Source organism: Solimonas sp. K1W22B-7, from assembly GCF_003428335.1.
In the GTDB taxonomy this organism is placed as follows: Bacteria; Pseudomonadota; Gammaproteobacteria; order Nevskiales; family Nevskiaceae; genus Solimonas_A.
In genome coordinates this window covers 5,132,121-5,147,149 of sequence record NZ_CP031704.1, presented here as the reverse complement: position 1 = coordinate 5,147,149, position 15,029 = coordinate 5,132,121, and the positions used below count along the sequence as shown (strand labels likewise).

At 67.3% G+C, this 15,029-nt stretch carries 15 protein-coding genes; 5 read left to right on the top strand and 10 right to left on the bottom strand.

All coding sequences use genetic code 11. From position 1 onward, the window contains the following. Positions 1-104: 104 nt before the first annotated feature. Together mmsB and D0B54_RS23040 are read left to right on the top strand one after the other, a co-directional pair. Positions 105-992 carry a 3-hydroxyisobutyrate dehydrogenase gene (mmsB, locus tag D0B54_RS23045; RefSeq protein WP_117294581.1) on the top strand — a complete coding sequence of 296 codons (888 nt, stop codon included), beginning with the start codon at positions 105-107 and terminating at the stop codon, positions 990-992. A 32-nt stretch (positions 993-1,024) separates the two neighbouring features. Then, positions 1,025-1,378 (top strand): ArsC/Spx/MgsR family protein, encoded by a 354-nt coding sequence (locus D0B54_RS23040; protein WP_117294579.1) that lies wholly within the window; start codon positions 1,025-1,027, stop codon positions 1,376-1,378. Between the two features lie 46 nt (positions 1,379-1,424). Here D0B54_RS23040 and D0B54_RS23035 read toward each other — a convergent pair whose 3' ends face one another. Genes D0B54_RS23035 through cyoA form a run of 7 tightly spaced genes read right to left on the bottom strand, consistent with a single transcriptional unit; the run spans position 1,425 to position 8,175 of the window. After that, positions 1,425-1,967, bottom strand: a complete 543-nt coding sequence (locus tag D0B54_RS23035; protein ID WP_117294577.1) for a response regulator transcription factor — start codon at positions 1,965-1,967, stop codon at positions 1,425-1,427. Then, positions 1,951-3,294: an ATP-binding protein gene (locus D0B54_RS23030; protein ID WP_205527217.1), complete on the bottom strand. Its 1,344-nt coding sequence runs from the start codon at positions 3,292-3,294 to the stop codon at positions 1,951-1,953. Before D0B54_RS23030 ends, D0B54_RS23035 begins: the two co-directional genes overlap by 17 nt. A gap of 38 nt (positions 3,295-3,332) precedes the next feature. Beyond that, positions 3,333-4,067, bottom strand: coding sequence for an SURF1 family protein (locus tag D0B54_RS23025; RefSeq protein ID WP_117294575.1), 735 nt, complete (start codon positions 4,065-4,067; stop codon positions 3,333-3,335). Next, positions 4,067-4,462, bottom strand: a complete 396-nt coding sequence (gene cyoD, locus D0B54_RS23020) for a cytochrome o ubiquinol oxidase subunit IV (protein WP_117294573.1) — start codon at positions 4,460-4,462, stop codon at positions 4,067-4,069. The genes D0B54_RS23025 and cyoD overlap by 1 nt, the downstream gene beginning before the upstream one ends. Beyond that, a complete protein-coding gene (cyoC, locus tag D0B54_RS23015; RefSeq protein WP_117294571.1) occupies positions 4,459-5,079 on the bottom strand; it encodes a cytochrome o ubiquinol oxidase subunit III in 621 nt (206 codons plus the stop codon). The genes cyoD and cyoC overlap by 4 nt, the downstream gene beginning before the upstream one ends. 3 nt (positions 5,080-5,082) lie before the next feature. Further along, on the bottom strand, positions 5,083-7,089 hold the full coding sequence (cyoB, locus tag D0B54_RS23010) for a cytochrome o ubiquinol oxidase subunit I (RefSeq protein ID WP_117294569.1): 2,007 nt from the start codon (positions 7,087-7,089) through the stop codon (positions 5,083-5,085). A 9-nt stretch (positions 7,090-7,098) separates the two neighbouring features. Beyond that, positions 7,099-8,175, bottom strand: coding sequence for a ubiquinol oxidase subunit II (gene cyoA / locus D0B54_RS23005; protein WP_117294567.1), 1,077 nt, complete (start codon positions 8,173-8,175; stop codon positions 7,099-7,101). A gap of 150 nt (positions 8,176-8,325) precedes the next feature. On the opposite strand from cyoA, the gene D0B54_RS23000 reads away from it, so the two are divergent. Then, a complete protein-coding gene (locus tag D0B54_RS23000; protein ID WP_117294565.1) occupies positions 8,326-9,669 on the top strand; it encodes an MFS transporter in 1,344 nt (447 codons plus the stop codon). 250 nt (positions 9,670-9,919) lie between these two features. Here the strand turns inward: D0B54_RS23000 and glyA are convergent, their stop codons facing one another. Genes glyA through metE form a run of 3 tightly spaced genes read right to left on the bottom strand, consistent with a single transcriptional unit; the run spans position 9,920 to position 13,646 of the window. Further along, the gene (gene glyA, locus D0B54_RS22995; protein ID WP_117294563.1) at positions 9,920-11,206 is read right to left on the bottom strand and encodes a serine hydroxymethyltransferase; all 1,287 of its coding nucleotides are present in this window, start codon (positions 11,204-11,206) and stop codon (positions 9,920-9,922) included. Between the two features lie 2 nt (positions 11,207-11,208). Beyond that, positions 11,209-11,382, bottom strand: coding sequence for a hypothetical protein (locus D0B54_RS24540; protein ID WP_162932650.1), 174 nt, complete (start codon positions 11,380-11,382; stop codon positions 11,209-11,211). Next, positions 11,382-13,646 carry a 5-methyltetrahydropteroyltriglutamate--homocysteine S-methyltransferase gene (gene metE, locus D0B54_RS22990; protein WP_117294561.1) on the bottom strand — a complete coding sequence of 755 codons (2,265 nt, stop codon included), beginning with the start codon at positions 13,644-13,646 and terminating at the stop codon, positions 11,382-11,384. The genes D0B54_RS24540 and metE overlap by 1 nt, the downstream gene beginning before the upstream one ends. A 94-nt stretch (positions 13,647-13,740) precedes the next feature. Here metE and D0B54_RS22985 point away from each other — a divergent pair, with 94 nt between their 5' ends. Further along, a complete protein-coding gene (locus tag D0B54_RS22985) occupies positions 13,741-14,637 on the top strand; it encodes a LysR family transcriptional regulator (RefSeq protein ID WP_117294560.1) in 897 nt (298 codons plus the stop codon). A gap of 26 nt (positions 14,638-14,663) precedes the next feature. Further along, the gene (locus tag D0B54_RS22980; protein WP_117294558.1) at positions 14,664-14,993 is read left to right on the top strand and encodes a hypothetical protein; all 330 of its coding nucleotides are present in this window, start codon (positions 14,664-14,666) and stop codon (positions 14,991-14,993) included. The last annotated feature ends 36 nt before the right edge of the window (positions 14,994-15,029 follow it).

The window sequence follows — 15,029 nt, the reverse complement described above, 5'->3', positions numbered from 1 at the left end:
GATCAAGGGAGAGGGTTTCTGTAACTCCTGCAAGATTTACAGAAACCCTCTCTCCCGACCTCTCTCCCGCAAGCGGGAGAGAGGAGACAAGACAAGAGGAATTCATGACTCAAATCGCATTCATCGGCCTCGGCAACATGGGCGGCCCGATGGCCCAGAACCTGATCAAGGCCGGCCACGCCCTGGCCGTATACGACCTCGCCCCCGCCGCGCTGGAAGCCGCGCGCGCCGCCGGCGCAACGGTTGCCACCAGCCCCGCAAATGCCGTGGCCGCCGCCGAGGTCGTGATCTCGATGCTGCCCGCCAGCAAGCACGTCGAGTCCCTGTACCTGGGAACCGAAGGCCTGGTCGCGCAGATCGCGCCCGGCACCCTGGTGATCGACTGCTCCACCATCGCGCCGGTCTCCTCGCGCAAGGTCGCCGAAGCCGCGCAGGCGCGCGGCCTGGCCTTCATCGACGCGCCGGTGTCGGGCGGCACCGCCGGCGCCGCGGCCGGCACCCTGACCTTCATCGTCGGCGGCGACACGGCGGCGCTCGAGCGCGCCCGTCCCTACCTGTCCGCCATGGGCAAGAACATCTTCCACGCCGGTGGCAGCGGCGCGGGCCAGGTGGCCAAGATCGCCAACAACATGCTGCTGGCCATCCACATGGCCGGCACCGCCGAGGCGCTGGCGCTCGGTGTCGCCAACGGCCTCGATCCCAAGGTGCTGTCCGAGATCATGGTGAAGAGTTCCGGCCGCAACTGGTCGCTGGAGCTGTACAACCCCTGGCCGGGCGTGATGGACAACGTGCCGGCTTCGCGCGGCTATAGCGGCGGCTTTGGCAGCGCCCTGATGCTCAAGGACCTGGGCCTGGCCACCGAGGCGTCCATCGCCAGCGGCAGCGCGGTGCCGCTGGGCGAGCTGGCGCGCAATCTCTATGCGCTGCACTCGCAGGACGCCGGCGCGCAGGACTTCTCCAGCATCGTCAATCTCTATCGCAAGGCGGAGTAAAATCGCAGGCTCATTCCTGCGGGCTTTGCGAAATGGTCGTCGTCCACGGCATCAAGAACTGCGACACGGTACAGCGCACCCTGCGCCGGCTCACCGAGGCGGGCGTCGCCTATCGCTTCCACGACTTCAAGGCCGAAGGGCTCCCGCGCGAACTGGCGCAGTCCTGGATCGACGCGCTGGGCGTCGACACCGTGGTCAACCGCAAGGGCACGACCTGGCGCAAGCTCGACGAGGCGACGCGCGAAGGGTTGAATGCGGGCAACGCGGCGGCGCTGTTGTCGTCGCAGCCTTCGCTGGCGAAGCGGCCGGTGATTGCGAAAGGAAAGTGGGTGCACGCCGGTTTTGCGCTGGCGGATGAAGAAGCTATCCTGAAGATGCTCCGCTGACACTCCCTCTCCCCGCAGGCGGGGAGAGGGAGCTACAGCAGACGCTTCAAGGAACCCAACGCTTGGCCAGCTTCCGGGCAAGAGTCCGCCGATGCATCCCCAGCCGCCGCGCAGTTTCGGAGATATTGAACCCCGTCTCCGCCAGCACCTCGTGGATGCGCTCCATCTCCAGCGTCTTGATCGAGGTCGGACGGGTCGCGGTTGCCGGCAGCTGCGGCTCCGCCGGCTCGTTGCTGAAGGCGGCCTCGATGTCGTCGGTGTTGGAAGGCTTGACCAGGTAGTTGCAGGCGCCGAGCTTGATCGCCTCCACCGCGGTGGCGATGCTGGCGAAGCCGGTCAGTACCACGATCATCATCTCCGGCTGCTGCTGGTGCAGCAGCTGCACCACCGTCAGGCCCGACTCCGAGCCCAGCTTGAGATCGACCACCGCGTGGCTCGGCGTTTCCGCCTGCAGCAGCGTGCGCGCCTGGCCGGCATCGGCGGCATGCAGCACGCGGTAGCCGCGGCGCTCGAAGGAGCGCTTCAGCGTGCGCGCGAAGGCCTCGTCGTCCTCGACGATCAGCAGCAGACGCTCAGGTGCTTCGCTCATCCTCGCCTCCGATCGACAGCGCCGACAGCGGCAGGCGCAGGGTCACCCGCGCGCCGCCTTCCGGCAGGTTCTCGGCACTGACGCCGCCGCCGAGCTTGCGCAGCACGTTCACCACCAGGAACAGGCCCAGGCCGCCGCCGGGGCGTCCCTTGCTGGACTGATAGGGCTTGCCGACCTGCGCCAGCATTTCCGCCGCAAAACCCGGGCCGCGGTCCTGCACCGACAGGCTCAGCTGGCCGTCGGGGCAGGCGGCAGTGAGGCCGACCCAGGCGGGCGAGGCATCGGCGGCATTGTCCAGCACGTTGCAGATGATCTGCTTGAGTGCGGAGTCCGACACGATCGGCACCTTCATCCAGCGGCTGCCGCCGCTGTCGTCGATGCGGTAGTCCAGCGCCACGGTCGGGCGGGTATTGCACCACTCGCCGACCAGTTCGTCGAGGAAGCTCGCCGCCGTGGTCAGTGCCAGCGCGCCGCCGCGGGCCTCGCCGGCCGACATCAGGATGCCGGTGACGATCGCCTTGCAGCGCCGCACCTCGCCCTCCATGTCGACGATCTCCTGCAGCAGATCGGCGTCGTCGCGGAACTGCGGCATGCGCTTCCAGTCACCCAGGATCACCGACAGCGTTGCCAGCGGCGTGCCCAGCTCATGCGCCGCGCCCGAGGCCAGCAGGCCCATGCGCACGATATGGTCCTCTTCCGCCGCCTGCTGGCGCAGGTCGGCCAGGCGCGCGTCGCGGCGCCGCAGGTTGCTGTTGATGCGCGTCATGAACACCACCAGCAGCGCCACGTCGAGCACGAAGCAGACCAGCATGCCGATGACGTGCAGCTCGAACAGCCGGCCCGGATCGGCAGAGTGCAGCGGCAGCGGCAGGTAGTAGCGCGTCAGGCCGGCGAAGCACAGGGTGGTGACGCCCACCAGCACCCAGGTCGAGCGGGGCGTCAGCAGGACCGCGCCGAGCGCGACCTGCAGCAGGTAGAGGAACACGAAGGGGTTGGTGGCGCCGCCGCTGAAGTAGAGCAGCGCGGTGAGCGCGGCCACGTCGAGCAGCAGGCCGGCCATGAGATCGCTGTTGCGCACCTCGCCGTTGCGGCGCGGGCGCACCAGGTTGAACAGGTTCAGCAGGATCAGGCCGCCGACGATGCCGAACATCGCCTGCAGCGGCAGCTGGATGCCGAACAGGGAAGTGGTCAGGGCGATCGTCAGCACCTGTCCGAACACCGCCAGCCAGCGCAGCTGGATCAGCTGCATCATGTTCTGCTGGCCGGCCGTCTGCCCCATGGAGGCAAGCAGGGAGAGATTCCGGGCGGTGGACTGGATCAGCGACATGGGGGCGATCCTAGCCGCTGGCCGTCATGGCAGGAAGCTCAATGCCGCAGGCGCCACTCGCGCCGCCCCACCAGGAACAGCCCGCCGGCCAGCATCAGCGCCAGCCCGTACCAGGTCAGCGCATAGACCAGGTGGCTGTTGGGGAAGCGGATCACCGTGAGCCCGCCCACCGGGCCACCCTCGACCGTGGCGGCCGCATCGATGAAGTAGGGGGCGACCTGCCCGGCCGGCAGCCCGCGGGCGGCGGCGATCGCGGCGACGTCGCGCGAGTGCCAGCGGTTGGCGGCCGGATCGTTGTGCCGCAGGAAGCCACCACCTGGCTCGCTCGGCCGCAGCAGGCCGTCGATCCGCTGCGGGCCGGTCCGCTGGCCGGCAGTGCGTGCAGCCGGGTCACGACGTTCCGGCCCGACGAAGCCGCGGTTGACCAGCACCAGCGAGCCGTCCGCCTGCCGCAGCGGCGTCATCACCCAGCAGCCGGCACCGAGCTTGGTCGCCGCCTGGGTGCAGGTCTCCAGTTCATGCAGGAATGCGCCCTCGACGAACACGCGGCGGTACTCGTCACCACGGTTGATGGCGGGCCAGTCCGCGGGCCCCGGGGCGGCGACCGGCGCAGCCCGCAGGCGCTGATCCACCCGCTCGATCAGGTCCAGCTTCCAGGCCCGGCGCTGGACCTGCCAGCTGCCCAGCGCGACCAGTCCCGCGAACAGGGCCAGGCCGACGATCCCCAGCAGCACCAGGCTGGCGGTGGAGCGCGGCGCGGCCCTGTGACTCATCAGGGGGCGTTGCGCATCTCGTGCGCCGAGACCGGCATCATGTTCTCGTTCATGTTGTACATGACCCACAGCGAGCCGGCGAGCGTGATCACCACCAGCACCAGCGTGAAGATCAGCGCCAGCATGTTCCAGCCGCCCTCGGAGCTGGTGTTCATGTGCAGGAAGTACACCATGTGCACCAGGATCTGCACGACCGCGAAGCCCATGACGATCAGCGTCGTGGCCTGCTTGCTGGCGATGACATCGCCCATCACCAGCCAGAACGGAATCGCCGTCAGCACCACCGACAGGATGAAGCCGGTCATGTAGCCCTTGAACGTGCCGTGGGCCTCGCCGTCGGAGTGGCCGTGGACGTTGCGCTGGTCGTGTTCGTGTCCGGTGTCAACGGCGCTCATCGCAGCACTCCCATCAGGTAGACGAAGGTGAAGACGCCGATCCAGACGACGTCGAGGAAGTGCCAGAACAGGCTCAGGCAGGCCAGGCGCCGCTGGTTGGACACCGTCAGGCCGTGCTTCTTCACCTGCGCCATCAGCGTCACCAGCCAGACGATGCCGAAGGTGACGTGCAGGCCATGCGTGCCCACCAGCGTGAAGAAGGCCGACAGGAAGGCGCTGCGCTGCGGGCCCGCGCCCTCGTGGATCAGGTGGTGGAACTCGTACAGCTCCAGGCCGATGAAGGCCGCGCCGAACAGTCCGGTGACGGCCAGCCAGCCCAGCACGGCGCCCTGGCGCTTGCGCGCCATCTCCAGCATCGCGAAGCCGTAGGTGATCGACGACAGCAGCAGCATCGAGGTGTTGACCGCCACCAGCGGCAGGTCGAACAGGTCCTTGGCCGAAGGGCCGGCGGCATAGTTGGAGCCGACCACGCCGTACATCGCGAACAGCACCGCGAAGACCAGGCAGTCGCTCATCAGGTACAGCCAGAAGCCCAGCATCGTCCCGTTCTCGGGATGATGCTCGCCGGTGTCGTAGAAGCTGTCCGGCGGGAAGGTCGTTTCGGCGTGTGCGCTCATGGCTTATCCCTGCAGCGCCGCGAGCTGGCGCGTGCGGTCGTTCTCGACGCGGCTCACCTCATCGGCATGGATGTGGTAGTCGCGGTCGTAGTTGAAGGTATGGATGATCGTGGTCGCGATCAGCCCGACGAACGAGGCGATCGCCAGCCACCAGATGTGCCAGATCATGGCGAAGCCGCAGACCATGCTGATGCCCGCCAGCACCACGCCCGCCGCGGTGTTCCTCGGCATGTGGATGTCGACGAAGCCGTTCACCGGGCGCTGGTGCCCGCGGCGCTTCATGTCGTACCAGGCATCCTGGTCGTGGACGCGCGGCGTGAAGGCGAAGTTGTAGGCCGGCGGCGGCGACGAGGTGGCCCATTCCAGGGTGCGGCCGTTCCAGGGGTCGCCCGTGTGGTCGCGCAGCGATTCGCGGCGGCGGATGCTGACGAAGATCTGCACCAGGAAGGCGAAGATGCCGACGCCGATCAGGGCCGCGCCGATCGCCGCGATCACGAACCAGATCTGCAGGCTGGGGTCCTCGAAATGGCTGACGCGGCGCGTCACGCCCATCAGGCCCAGCACGTACAGCGGCGCGAAGGCCACCCAGAAACCCACCAGCCAGAACCAGAACGACACCTTGCCCCAGAACTCGTCGAGCTTGAAGCCGGCCACCTTGGGGAACCAGTAGTTGATGCCGGCGAACACGCCGAACACCACGCCGCCGATGATCACGTTGTGGAAGTGCGCGATCAGGAACAGGCTGTTGTGCAGCACGAAGTCGGCCGGCGGTACCGCCAGCAGCACGCCGGTCATGCCGCCGATGACGAAGGTGAACATGAAGCCCATGGTCCACAGCATCGGTACGTCGAACTTGATGCGGCCGCGGTACATCGTGAACAGCCAGTTGAACATCTTCGCGCCCGTGGGGATCGAGATGATCATGGTGGTGATGCCGAAGAACGAGTTGACGCTGGCGCCCGAGCCCATCGTGAAGAAGTGGTGCAGCCACACCAGGTACGACAGGATCGTGATCACCACCGTGGCGTAGACCATCGAGGTGTAGCCGAACAGGCGCTTGCCGCTGAAGGTCGAGACCACCTCCGAGAACACGCCGAACAGCGGCAGGATCAGGATGTAGACCTCCGGGTGGCCCCAGATCCAGATCAGGTTGACGTACATCATGGCGTTGCCGCCGAAGTCGTTGGTGAAGAAGTTGGTGCCGGCGTAGCGGTCCAGCGACAGCAGGCCCAGCACCGCCGTGAGCACCGGGAAGGCCGCCACGATCAGCACGTTGGTGCACAGCGCCGTCCAGGTGAAGATCGGCATCTTCATCAGCGTCATGCCCGGCGCGCGCATCTTGACGATGGTCACCAGCAGGTTGACGCCCGACAGCAGTGTTCCGACGCCGGCGATCTGCAGCGCCCAGATGTAGTAGTCGACCCCGACCCCGGGACTGTAGGCGATGCCCGACAGCGGCGGGTAGGCCAGCCAGCCGGTGGTGGCGAACTCGCCGACGAACAGCGACATCATCACCAGCACCGCGCCGGCGGTGGTCATCCAGAAACTGAAGTTGTTGAGGAAGGGGAAGGCCACGTCGCGCGCGCCGATCTGCAGCGGCACCACGTAGTTCATCAGGCCGGTGACGAAGGGCATGGCCACGAAGAAGATCATGATCACGCCGTGCGCCGTGAAGATCTGGTCGTAGTGATGCGGCGGCAGGTAGCCCATGGCATCGCCGAAGGCCATCGCCTGCTGCGCGCGCATCATGATGGCGTCGCCGAAGCCGCGCAGCAGCATGACGATGCCCAGCACCATGTACATCACGCCGATCTTCTTGTGGTCGATGCTGCAGAACCAGTCGTTCCACAGCGTGTTCCAGGCGCGCAGCTTGTGGATGTAGGCCAGCAGCGCCAGGCCCAGCAGCGCGACGACCGCGAAGGTGCCGATCAGGATCGGCTCATGGTAGGGGATGGCCTGCAGCGTCAGGCGGCCGAACAGCATCTGCATCAGTTCCGAACGTTCTTGCATGGTTCTTCTCTAGCGGACGCTGCCGTACTGCGGCGCGTCGGGGGCCGGCGAGGCCATCGTTTCGGGGGCGATGCTGCACAGCGACAGCACATAGGCCTCGTCCTGCGAGCGGTCCAGGCGGCTGCGCGAGCGGTCGTAGGCCAGGTGCGCAACGTTGTAGATGCCGGCCTTGCCCAGGCCGCCGCGGGCGTCGATCGCCATCATGTCGCGCATGCACATCTTGGTCGGATCGACGCAGAGGTTGACGATGGCGTCGAACAGCCCGGCCGTGCTTGCGCCGTAGTGGCGCACCGGCTGGCGCTCGCTGGGCTGCTCCAGCCGCAGGTATTCCTCGCGGCTCAGCGTGCCTTCACTGGCGCGGACCTTCGCCACCCAGGCGTCGAAGGCGGCGCCGTCCATGCCGGCAAAGCGGAAGCGCATGTGCGAGAAGCCGTGGCCGCTGTAGTTGGCCGAGAAGCCCTCGTAGTCGCCGGCCTTGTTGATCACCGCGTGCAGCTGCGTCTCCATGCCCGGCATGGCGTAGATCTGCCCCGCCAGCGCCGGCACGAAGAACGAATTCATCACACTCGACGCGGTGATCTGGAACGCGATCGGCACATCCACCGGCGCCGCCATCTCGTTGACGCTGGCGATGCCGTAGTCCGGGTAGATGAACAGCCACTTCCAGTCCAGCGCCACCACCTGCACCTTGAGGGGGCGCACCTCGGCCGGCAGCGGGCGCGCCGCGTCCAGGCGCGACAGCTTGCGGTAGGGGTCCAGCGTATGGGTCGCGATCCAGGTTACCGCGCCCAGCGCGATGATGATCAGCAGCGGTGCCGACCAGATCACCAGTTCCAGCTGGGTCGAGTGGTGCCATTCGGGGTCGTAGGTCGCTTCGCGGTTCGACTGGCGGTAGCGCCAGGCGAAAATCCCGGTTAGGGCCATCACCGGCAGCACGATCAGCAGCATCAGGATGGTGGAGACCACGATCAGGTCGCGCTGCTGCAGGGCGATGTCGCCCGCCGGCCGCAGCACCACCCAGTCGCAGCCGGCCAGCATGGTGACCAGCGGTAGAAGCATGAAGCAGCGAGCAATTCTGGCGGCCATGGCGTATCTTTTCGGGGAGTTGCCTGAAGCACACTTTAAGCAGCAGGAAGGGTGTCTGCGATTGGACGTTTTGTCCTATGTCGCGCGCACCCCGGACCATGTGAAGCTTATGCACCAGTTGGGGTAATCCCTCAAGCAAGCGAGAGCAGGATGTCGACCGTCAGCCATGAATCGAATGCGGGCCCCGGCTCGCTGGAAGCCCAGGCCCCCGTGGCCGGCGCTGACCACGCCCGCGTCGCCCCTGGCGAAATCGCGATCGGCGTGATCATCGGCCGCCTGTCGGAGATGTTCGACTTCTTCGTCTTCGGCATCGCCTCGGTGCTGGTGTTCCCGGCCCTGGTCTTCCCCTTCGTCGACAAGACCACCGCCACCTTCTATTCCTTCGCGGTGTTCTCGCTGGCCTTCGTCGCGCGCCCGCTGGGCTCGCTGCTGTTCCGCATCATCCACGAGTGGTACGGCCGCGGCACCAAGCTCACCATCGCACTGTTTTTGCTCGGAACTTCCACCGCCGGCATCGCCTTCCTGCCCGGCTACGAGCGCGTCGGCGTCGCTTCCGTGGTGCTGCTGGCGATGTTCCGCATCGGCCAGGGCATCGCCCTGGCCGGCACCTGGGACGGCCTGCCCTCGCTGCTGGCCCTGAACGCCCCGCCCGAGCGCCGCGGCTGGTACGCCATGATCCCGCAGCTCGGCGGTCCGCTGGGCTTCCTGCTCGCCGCCGGCCTGTTCATGTTCCTGCTGCTGCAGCTCACGCCGGAGGACTTCCTGTCCTGGGGCTGGCGCTATCCCTTCGTGGTCGCCTTCGCGATCAACGTGGTGGCGCTGTTCGCGCGCCTGCGCCTGGTGGTGACCCCGGAGTTCACGCAGCTGCTGAAGTCACGCGAGCTGGACCCGGCGCCGCTGGGCGAGCTGTTCCGCACGCAGCGCGCCAGCATCCTGCTGGGCGCCTTCGCGCCGCTGGGCAGCTTCGCGCTGTTCCACCTGGTCACCGTGTTCCCGCTGTCCTGGGCCATCCTGTTCACCCAGGACGCCGTCACCGACTACCTGCTGGTGCAGATGATCGGCGCGGTGCTGGCGGTGCTGAGCATGCTGGTCTCCGGCAAGGTCGCCGACCGCATCGGCCGCCGCGCCACGCTGGCCGTGGGCGCCGTGCTGATCGCCATCTTCGCCATCGCCGGCATGCTGCCCGTATTCCTGCAGGGCAGCCGCATGGGCGCCTACCTGTTCATCATCGTCGGCTTCGTGCTGCTGGGCTTCAGCCACGCCCAGGCCGCCGGCGCGATCAACTCCACCTTCCCCAGCCGCTACCGCTACAGCGGCGCGATCATCACCTCCGACCTGGCCTGGCTGGTCGGCGCCGCCTTCGCGCCGCTGGTGGCGCTGTTCCTGGCCTCGGAGCTGGGCGTGGGCTACGTCGGCCTCTACCTGCTCTCGGGTGCGGTGGGCACCCTGCTGGCGCTGGGCGTGAATCGCAACCTGGAAATGCGCGACGATTGATGCTGCGGATTTCGCAGCCTGGATTCGCATAGCGAAGCCGGGATGGATTCCAACCGGACCTTCCTGGGCGCGCGGACGTAGGAGCGGCTGTCAGCCGCGAAGGCCGGTTGCCATGATGAACTCCGCTCGCGGCTAACAGCCGCTCCTACATCCGTTTCAGTATCGATCCTTGTGGGAGCGGCCTTGGCCGCGATCTTTTCTCCACGCTCGCCAAAGATCGCGGCTAAAGCCGCTCCCACGGGGTACAACTTCAGGCGGCCCGCAGCAGCGAACCGTAAACCGGGAAGCCGGCGCAAAGCTGCTCGACCTCACCGCGCACGCGGGTGACCACCGCCTCGACATCCGCACCGGCACTCATCGCATCGACCAGGTCGGCGATCCAGTTCGCCACCTTGGCCATCTCCGCTTCCTTGAAGCCGCGGGTGGTCGAGGCCGGCGAGCCCAGGCGCAGGCCCGAGGTCACGAACGGCGACTTGGGGTCGTTGGGCACGGAGTTCTTGTTGACCGTCAGGTGGGCACGGCCCAGCACGGCCTCGGCGTCCTTGCCGGTGACGTTCTTGGCGATCAGGTCCAGCAGGAACAGGTGGTTGTCGGTACCGCCGGAGACGACCTTGTAGCCGCGGTCGAGCAAGACCTTGGCCATGGCGCGGGCGTTGGCCACGACCTGCTTCTGGTAGACCTTGAAGCCGGGGTCCAGCGCTTCCCTGAAGGCCACGGCCTTGGCGGCGATGACGTGCATCAGCGGGCCGCCCTGGATGCCGGGGAATACGGCGGAGTTCAGCTTCTTGTTGAACTCCTCGCTCTGGCCCTTGCTCAGGATGATGCCGCCACGCGGGCCGCGCAGGGTCTTGTGGGTGGTGCTGGTGACGACGTGGGCGTAGGGCAGCGGGCTGGGGTATTCCCCGGCGGCGACCAGGCCGGCGACGTGGGCCATGTCGACCCAGAAGAGGGCGCCGACCTTGTCGGCGATCTCGCGCATGCGCTTCCAGTCCTTCAGGCGGCTGTAGGCCGAGAAGCCGCCGATGATCATCTTCGGCTGGGTCTCCAGGGCGATGCGCTCCATTTCGTCGTAGTTGATGACGCCGGACACCGGGTCCAGGCCATAGGGCACGATCTTGTAGTGCTTGCCGGAGAAGTTGGCGGGGTTGCCGTGGGTCAGGTGGCCGCCCTGGGCCAGGTTCATGCCCATGACGGTGTCGCCGGGGTTGACCAGGGCCAGGAAGATGGCGGCGTTGGCCTGGGCGCCGGAGTGCGGCTGGACGTTGGCGTAGTCGCAGTCGAACAGCTGCTTGAGCCGGTCGATCGCCAGCTGCTCGGCGACGTCGACGAACTCGCAGCCGCCGTAGTAGCGCTTGCCCGGATAACCCTCGGCGTACTTGTTGGTCAGGCCCGAGCCCTGCGCTTCCATCACCGCGGGGCTGGCGTAGTTCTCGGAGGCGATCAGCTCGATGTGCGCTTCCTGGCGGCCCGCTTCCTTCTGGATGGCGGCGTTCAGCTCAGGGTCGAATTGGGCGAGGCTAGTGGCGTTGCTGTACATGCTCATTCTCCGCGCAGGCCACAGGAGCAATGCTCGCCATGGCGGTGTGTTTCAGGTTCGTCTTCTTCCGGCGACTCCACATAGGCGAAGCGCGCCAGCAGGTCTGCCTCCCGGGACTGCTCCCGGGAGGCATCCTTTGCCGCATCGTGACTGCGCCGCGCGTAGCCGAAGCCCATCAGTTCAGCGCGGCCCGCGCGACGCGGGCCGTCGCCACCATGATCTTCAGCGCCGCTTCCGTCTCCGGCCAGCCGCGCGTCTTCAGCCCGCAGTCCGGGTTCACCCATAGCCGCTCCGCCGGCACCACCTTCAGCGCGCGCTGCAGCAGCTCCTGCATCTCTTCCTGCGCCGGCACGCGCGGCGAGTGGATGTCGTAGAGCCCCGGCCCGATGTCGTTCGGGTAGTTGAACTCGGCGAAGCCGTCGAGCAGCTTCATGCGCGCCCGCGAGGTTTCGATCGTGATCACGTCGGCGTCCAGCGCGGCGATGGCCGGCAGGATGTCGTTGAACTCCGAGTAGCACATGTGCGTGTGGATCTGCGTCTGGTTGCGCACGCCGGCCGCGGTGATGCGGAAGGCCTGCACCGCCCAGTCGAGATAGGCCGGCCAGTCCGCCTGCTTCAGCGGCAGCCCTTCGCGGATCGTCGGCTCGTCGATCTGGATCAGCTTGATGCCGGCCGTCTCCAGGTCCACCACCTCGTCGCGCAGTGCCAGCGCCAGCTGCAGCGCCACCTCGCGTTTCGGCAGGTCGTCGCGCACGAAGCTCCAGAACAGCATCGTCAGCGGGCCGCTGAGCATGCCCTTCATCGGCTTGTCCGTCAGGCTCTGTGCATAGGTGGACCACGCCACCGTCATCGCCTTCGGCCGCGACACGTCGCCATGGATCACCGGCGGCTTCACGCAGCGCGAGCCGTAGCTCTGCACCCAGCCATTCTGCGTGAAGGTATAGCCCTCGAGCTGTTCGCCGAAGTACTCCACCATGTCGTTGCGCTCGGCCTCGCCGTGCACCAGCACGTCGAGGCCCAGTTGTTCCTGCTTCTCCACCGCGAGCCTGATCTCGGCCTGCATCGCCGCGACGTACTCGTCCTCGCCGAGCCGGCCAGCCTTGTAGCCGGCCCGCGCCGCGCGGATCTCGGCAGTCTGCGGAAAGGAGCCGATCGTCGTCGTCGGCAGCTTCGGCAGCTGCAGCACCGCCTGCTGCGCGGCAATGCGCTGCGCGAACGGCGCGCCCCGCTCGGTATCCGCCTGCGTCAGCGCCGCCACGCGCGCCCGCACCGCCTCGCGCCGCGTGCTGGGCGCGCTGCGGCGGCTCTCGATGGCCTGGGCCGCCGCCTGCAGCTCGCGCCACACCGCCGGCTCGCCCTGTTCCAGCGCGCGCTTCAGCAGCGAGAGTTCATCCAGCTTCTGCACCGCGAAGGCCATCCAGCTCTTCAGCGTCGGGTCCAGCTTCTCTTCCAGCGCGATATCCGTGGGCACGTGCAGCAGCGAGCAGGACGGGGCGATCCACAGCCGCTCGCCGAGCAGCGCCTTCGCCGGGTGCAGCAGCGCCAGCACCTTCGCCAGGTCCGTGCGCCAGAGGTTGCGGCCGTCGATCACGCCCAGCGACAGCGCCTTGTCCTGCGGCCAGTCCGGCAGGAAGGCGCCGAGCTGCAGCGGCGCGCGCACCAGGTCCAGGTGCAGGCCGGCGATGGGCAATGACTGCAGCAGCGCCGCATGCTCGGCGACGCTGCCGAAGTAGGTCGCCAGCAATACCGGCGGCGCGGCTGCGGTGATCGCCGCATAGGCCTGCGGGAAGGCCGCCAGCCACTCGGCCGGCAGGTCCAGCGACAGGATCGGCTCGTCCAGCTGCAGCCAGTCCACGCCCGGCTGGCGCAGCTCCGCCGCCAGTTCGGCGTAGACCGACTGCAGCGCCGGCAGCAGCGACAGCTTGTCGAAGCCGGCCGGCGCGCTGGCCAGCCACAGCCAGGTCAGCGGGCCGGGCAGCACGACCTTGGCGCGGTGTCCCGCCGCCAGCGCCCCCTGCAGCTCCGGCAGCAGCCAGTCGCGGTTGAGGCGAAAGCGCGTGCCGGCATCCACTTCCGGGACCAGGTAGTGGTAGTTGGTGTCGAACCACTTCTTCATCGCCAGCGCCGGCTGCTCCGGCGTGCCGCGCGCCATCGCGAAGTAACCCGCCAGGCTGACCTGGCCCTCCAGGCCGAAGCGGGCCGGTGCGGCCGAGAACAGGGCGGTGGCGTTGTGCAGATGATCGTAGAAGGCGAAATCGCCCACCGTGACGCAGTCCAGCCCGGCCGCCCGCTGCAGCGCCCAGTGGCGGCCGCGCAGTTCGCGGCCGACCGTGCGCAGGCCGGTCTCGTCGAGCGGGCCCTTCCAGTGGGACTCTAGGGCGGACTTCAGCTCGCGCCGGGCACCGATGCGGGGAAAGCCGAGGATATGAGCATGAGACATGGCAAAGACCGGTGGTTTTGAGGGCCGCTCATGGTCCGGGTCTCGCTGCTATGATTCAATCTCGCAGTTTTAATCATTCATGTGAATTTCATTCATGATCCAATCCCCCCTGGAAATGCGGCACCTGCAGACCCTGGTGGCCCTGGCCGACACCGGCTCCCTGTCCAGGGCCGCCGAGCGCGTTTTCGTCACCCAGTCCGCCCTGTCGCACCAGCTCAAGCTGTTGGAAGGCCACTACGGCGCCCCGCTGTTCGAGCGCGGCACCAAGCCCCTGCGTTTCACCCAGGCCGGCACCCGCCTGCTGGGGCTGGCGCGCCAGGTGCGCGAGATGACCGGCGAGGCCGAGCGCGACATCGCGCAATGGGTCTCCGGCGGCGGCGGCCAGCTGCGCGTGGCCGTGGAGTGCCACACCTGTTTCGACTGGCTGATGCCGGCGATGGACGCCTTCCGCGAGCACTGGCCGCAGGTGGAGCTGGACCTGGTCGGCGGCTTCCAGGCCGAGCCCATGGCCCTGGTGGAGAGCGGCGTCTCCGACTTCGCCGTGATCCACGACCGTCCCGCGCCGCGTGCCGGCGTGGCCGTGGCGCCGCTGTTCACCTACGAGACCGTCGCCATCCTGTCGCGCAGCCACCCGCTGGCCCAGAAGCCCTGGCTGTCGCCCCAGGATTTCGCCGGCGAAACCCTCATCAGCTATCCCGTCGAGGACGACATGCTCGACGTGATGCGCCACTTCCTCACGCCCGCCGGTATCAAACCGAAGCGACGCAATGCGGAGCTGACGGTCGCCATCCTGCAACTGGTCGCCAGCGGCCGCGGCATCGCGGCGCTGCCGTCGTGGAGCGTGCAGGCGTATCTGGAGCGGGGTTATGTCGTGGCCAAGCCGTTGGGAGAGGCTGGGCTGCGCTGCGAGCTGTATGCGGCGATGCCGGAGAGTCTGGCGGAGAAGCCTTACTTGCAGGACTTCATTGCGAAGATTCGTAGCGGAGCGTAGAAGAGCAGGAGTGTTCGGTGGATTCAATGAAGATTCTGGAACTCATGTTGCTAGGTGCCAATCTGGTCGTGCTCGTACTGGGGATTGGCATTGGTTTGGTGCAGTGGGTCGTTGCGGCGCGCGCGATGATTTCGATTCCTGGCCACTACCGACCCGAAATCAATCCGTGGAGCTGGCGCACGGCATTTAATCCGCAGGCGGGTCTTTTGTTTCCGCAGCTCCTCACTAAAGAAGGCCAACGTCACGCTGCCACCTTCTGGCGTGCAGCAGGCCTCTTCGTGCTGTGTGTGGCGGTTCCGTTCGGGATGGCCTTTTTGACGGAGATGGCCACGGGCATGCAGCTCATTCGGCGCTAGTCGTTGTAGGGTGGGCAAACGTCTTTTCGTTTGCCC

Coding starts and splice junctions, on each gene's coding strand:
- D0B54_RS22980 (WP_117294558.1), top strand. CDS start 14,664: ATGAAGATTCTGGAACTCATGTTGCTAGGTGCCAATCTGGTCGTGCTC.
- D0B54_RS23025 (WP_117294575.1), bottom strand. CDS start 4,067: ATGAGTCACAGGGCCGCGCCGCGCTCCACCGCCAGCCTGGTGCTGCTG.
- cyoD (WP_117294573.1), bottom strand. CDS start 4,462: ATGAGCGCCGTTGACACCGGACACGAACACGACCAGCGCAACGTCCAC.
- glyA (WP_117294563.1), bottom strand. CDS start 11,206: ATGTACAGCAACGCCACTAGCCTCGCCCAATTCGACCCTGAGCTGAAC.
- D0B54_RS23040 (WP_117294579.1), top strand. CDS start 1,025: ATGGTCGTCGTCCACGGCATCAAGAACTGCGACACGGTACAGCGCACC.
- cyoC (WP_117294571.1), bottom strand. CDS start 5,079: ATGAGCGCACACGCCGAAACGACCTTCCCGCCGGACAGCTTCTACGAC.
- D0B54_RS23000 (WP_117294565.1), top strand. CDS start 8,326: ATGTCGACCGTCAGCCATGAATCGAATGCGGGCCCCGGCTCGCTGGAA.
- D0B54_RS23030 (WP_205527217.1), bottom strand. CDS start 3,294: ATGTCGCTGATCCAGTCCACCGCCCGGAATCTCTCCCTGCTTGCCTCC.
- metE (WP_117294561.1), bottom strand. CDS start 13,646: ATGTCTCATGCTCATATCCTCGGCTTTCCCCGCATCGGTGCCCGGCGC.
- D0B54_RS22985 (WP_117294560.1), top strand. CDS start 13,741: ATGATCCAATCCCCCCTGGAAATGCGGCACCTGCAGACCCTGGTGGCC.
- mmsB (WP_117294581.1), top strand. CDS start 105: ATGACTCAAATCGCATTCATCGGCCTCGGCAACATGGGCGGCCCGATG.
- D0B54_RS23035 (WP_117294577.1), bottom strand. CDS start 1,967: ATGAGCGAAGCACCTGAGCGTCTGCTGCTGATCGTCGAGGACGACGAG.
- cyoB (WP_117294569.1), bottom strand. CDS start 7,089: ATGCAAGAACGTTCGGAACTGATGCAGATGCTGTTCGGCCGCCTGACG.
- D0B54_RS24540 (WP_162932650.1), bottom strand. CDS start 11,382: ATGGGCTTCGGCTACGCGCGGCGCAGTCACGATGCGGCAAAGGATGCC.
- cyoA (WP_117294567.1), bottom strand. CDS start 8,175: ATGGCCGCCAGAATTGCTCGCTGCTTCATGCTTCTACCGCTGGTCACC.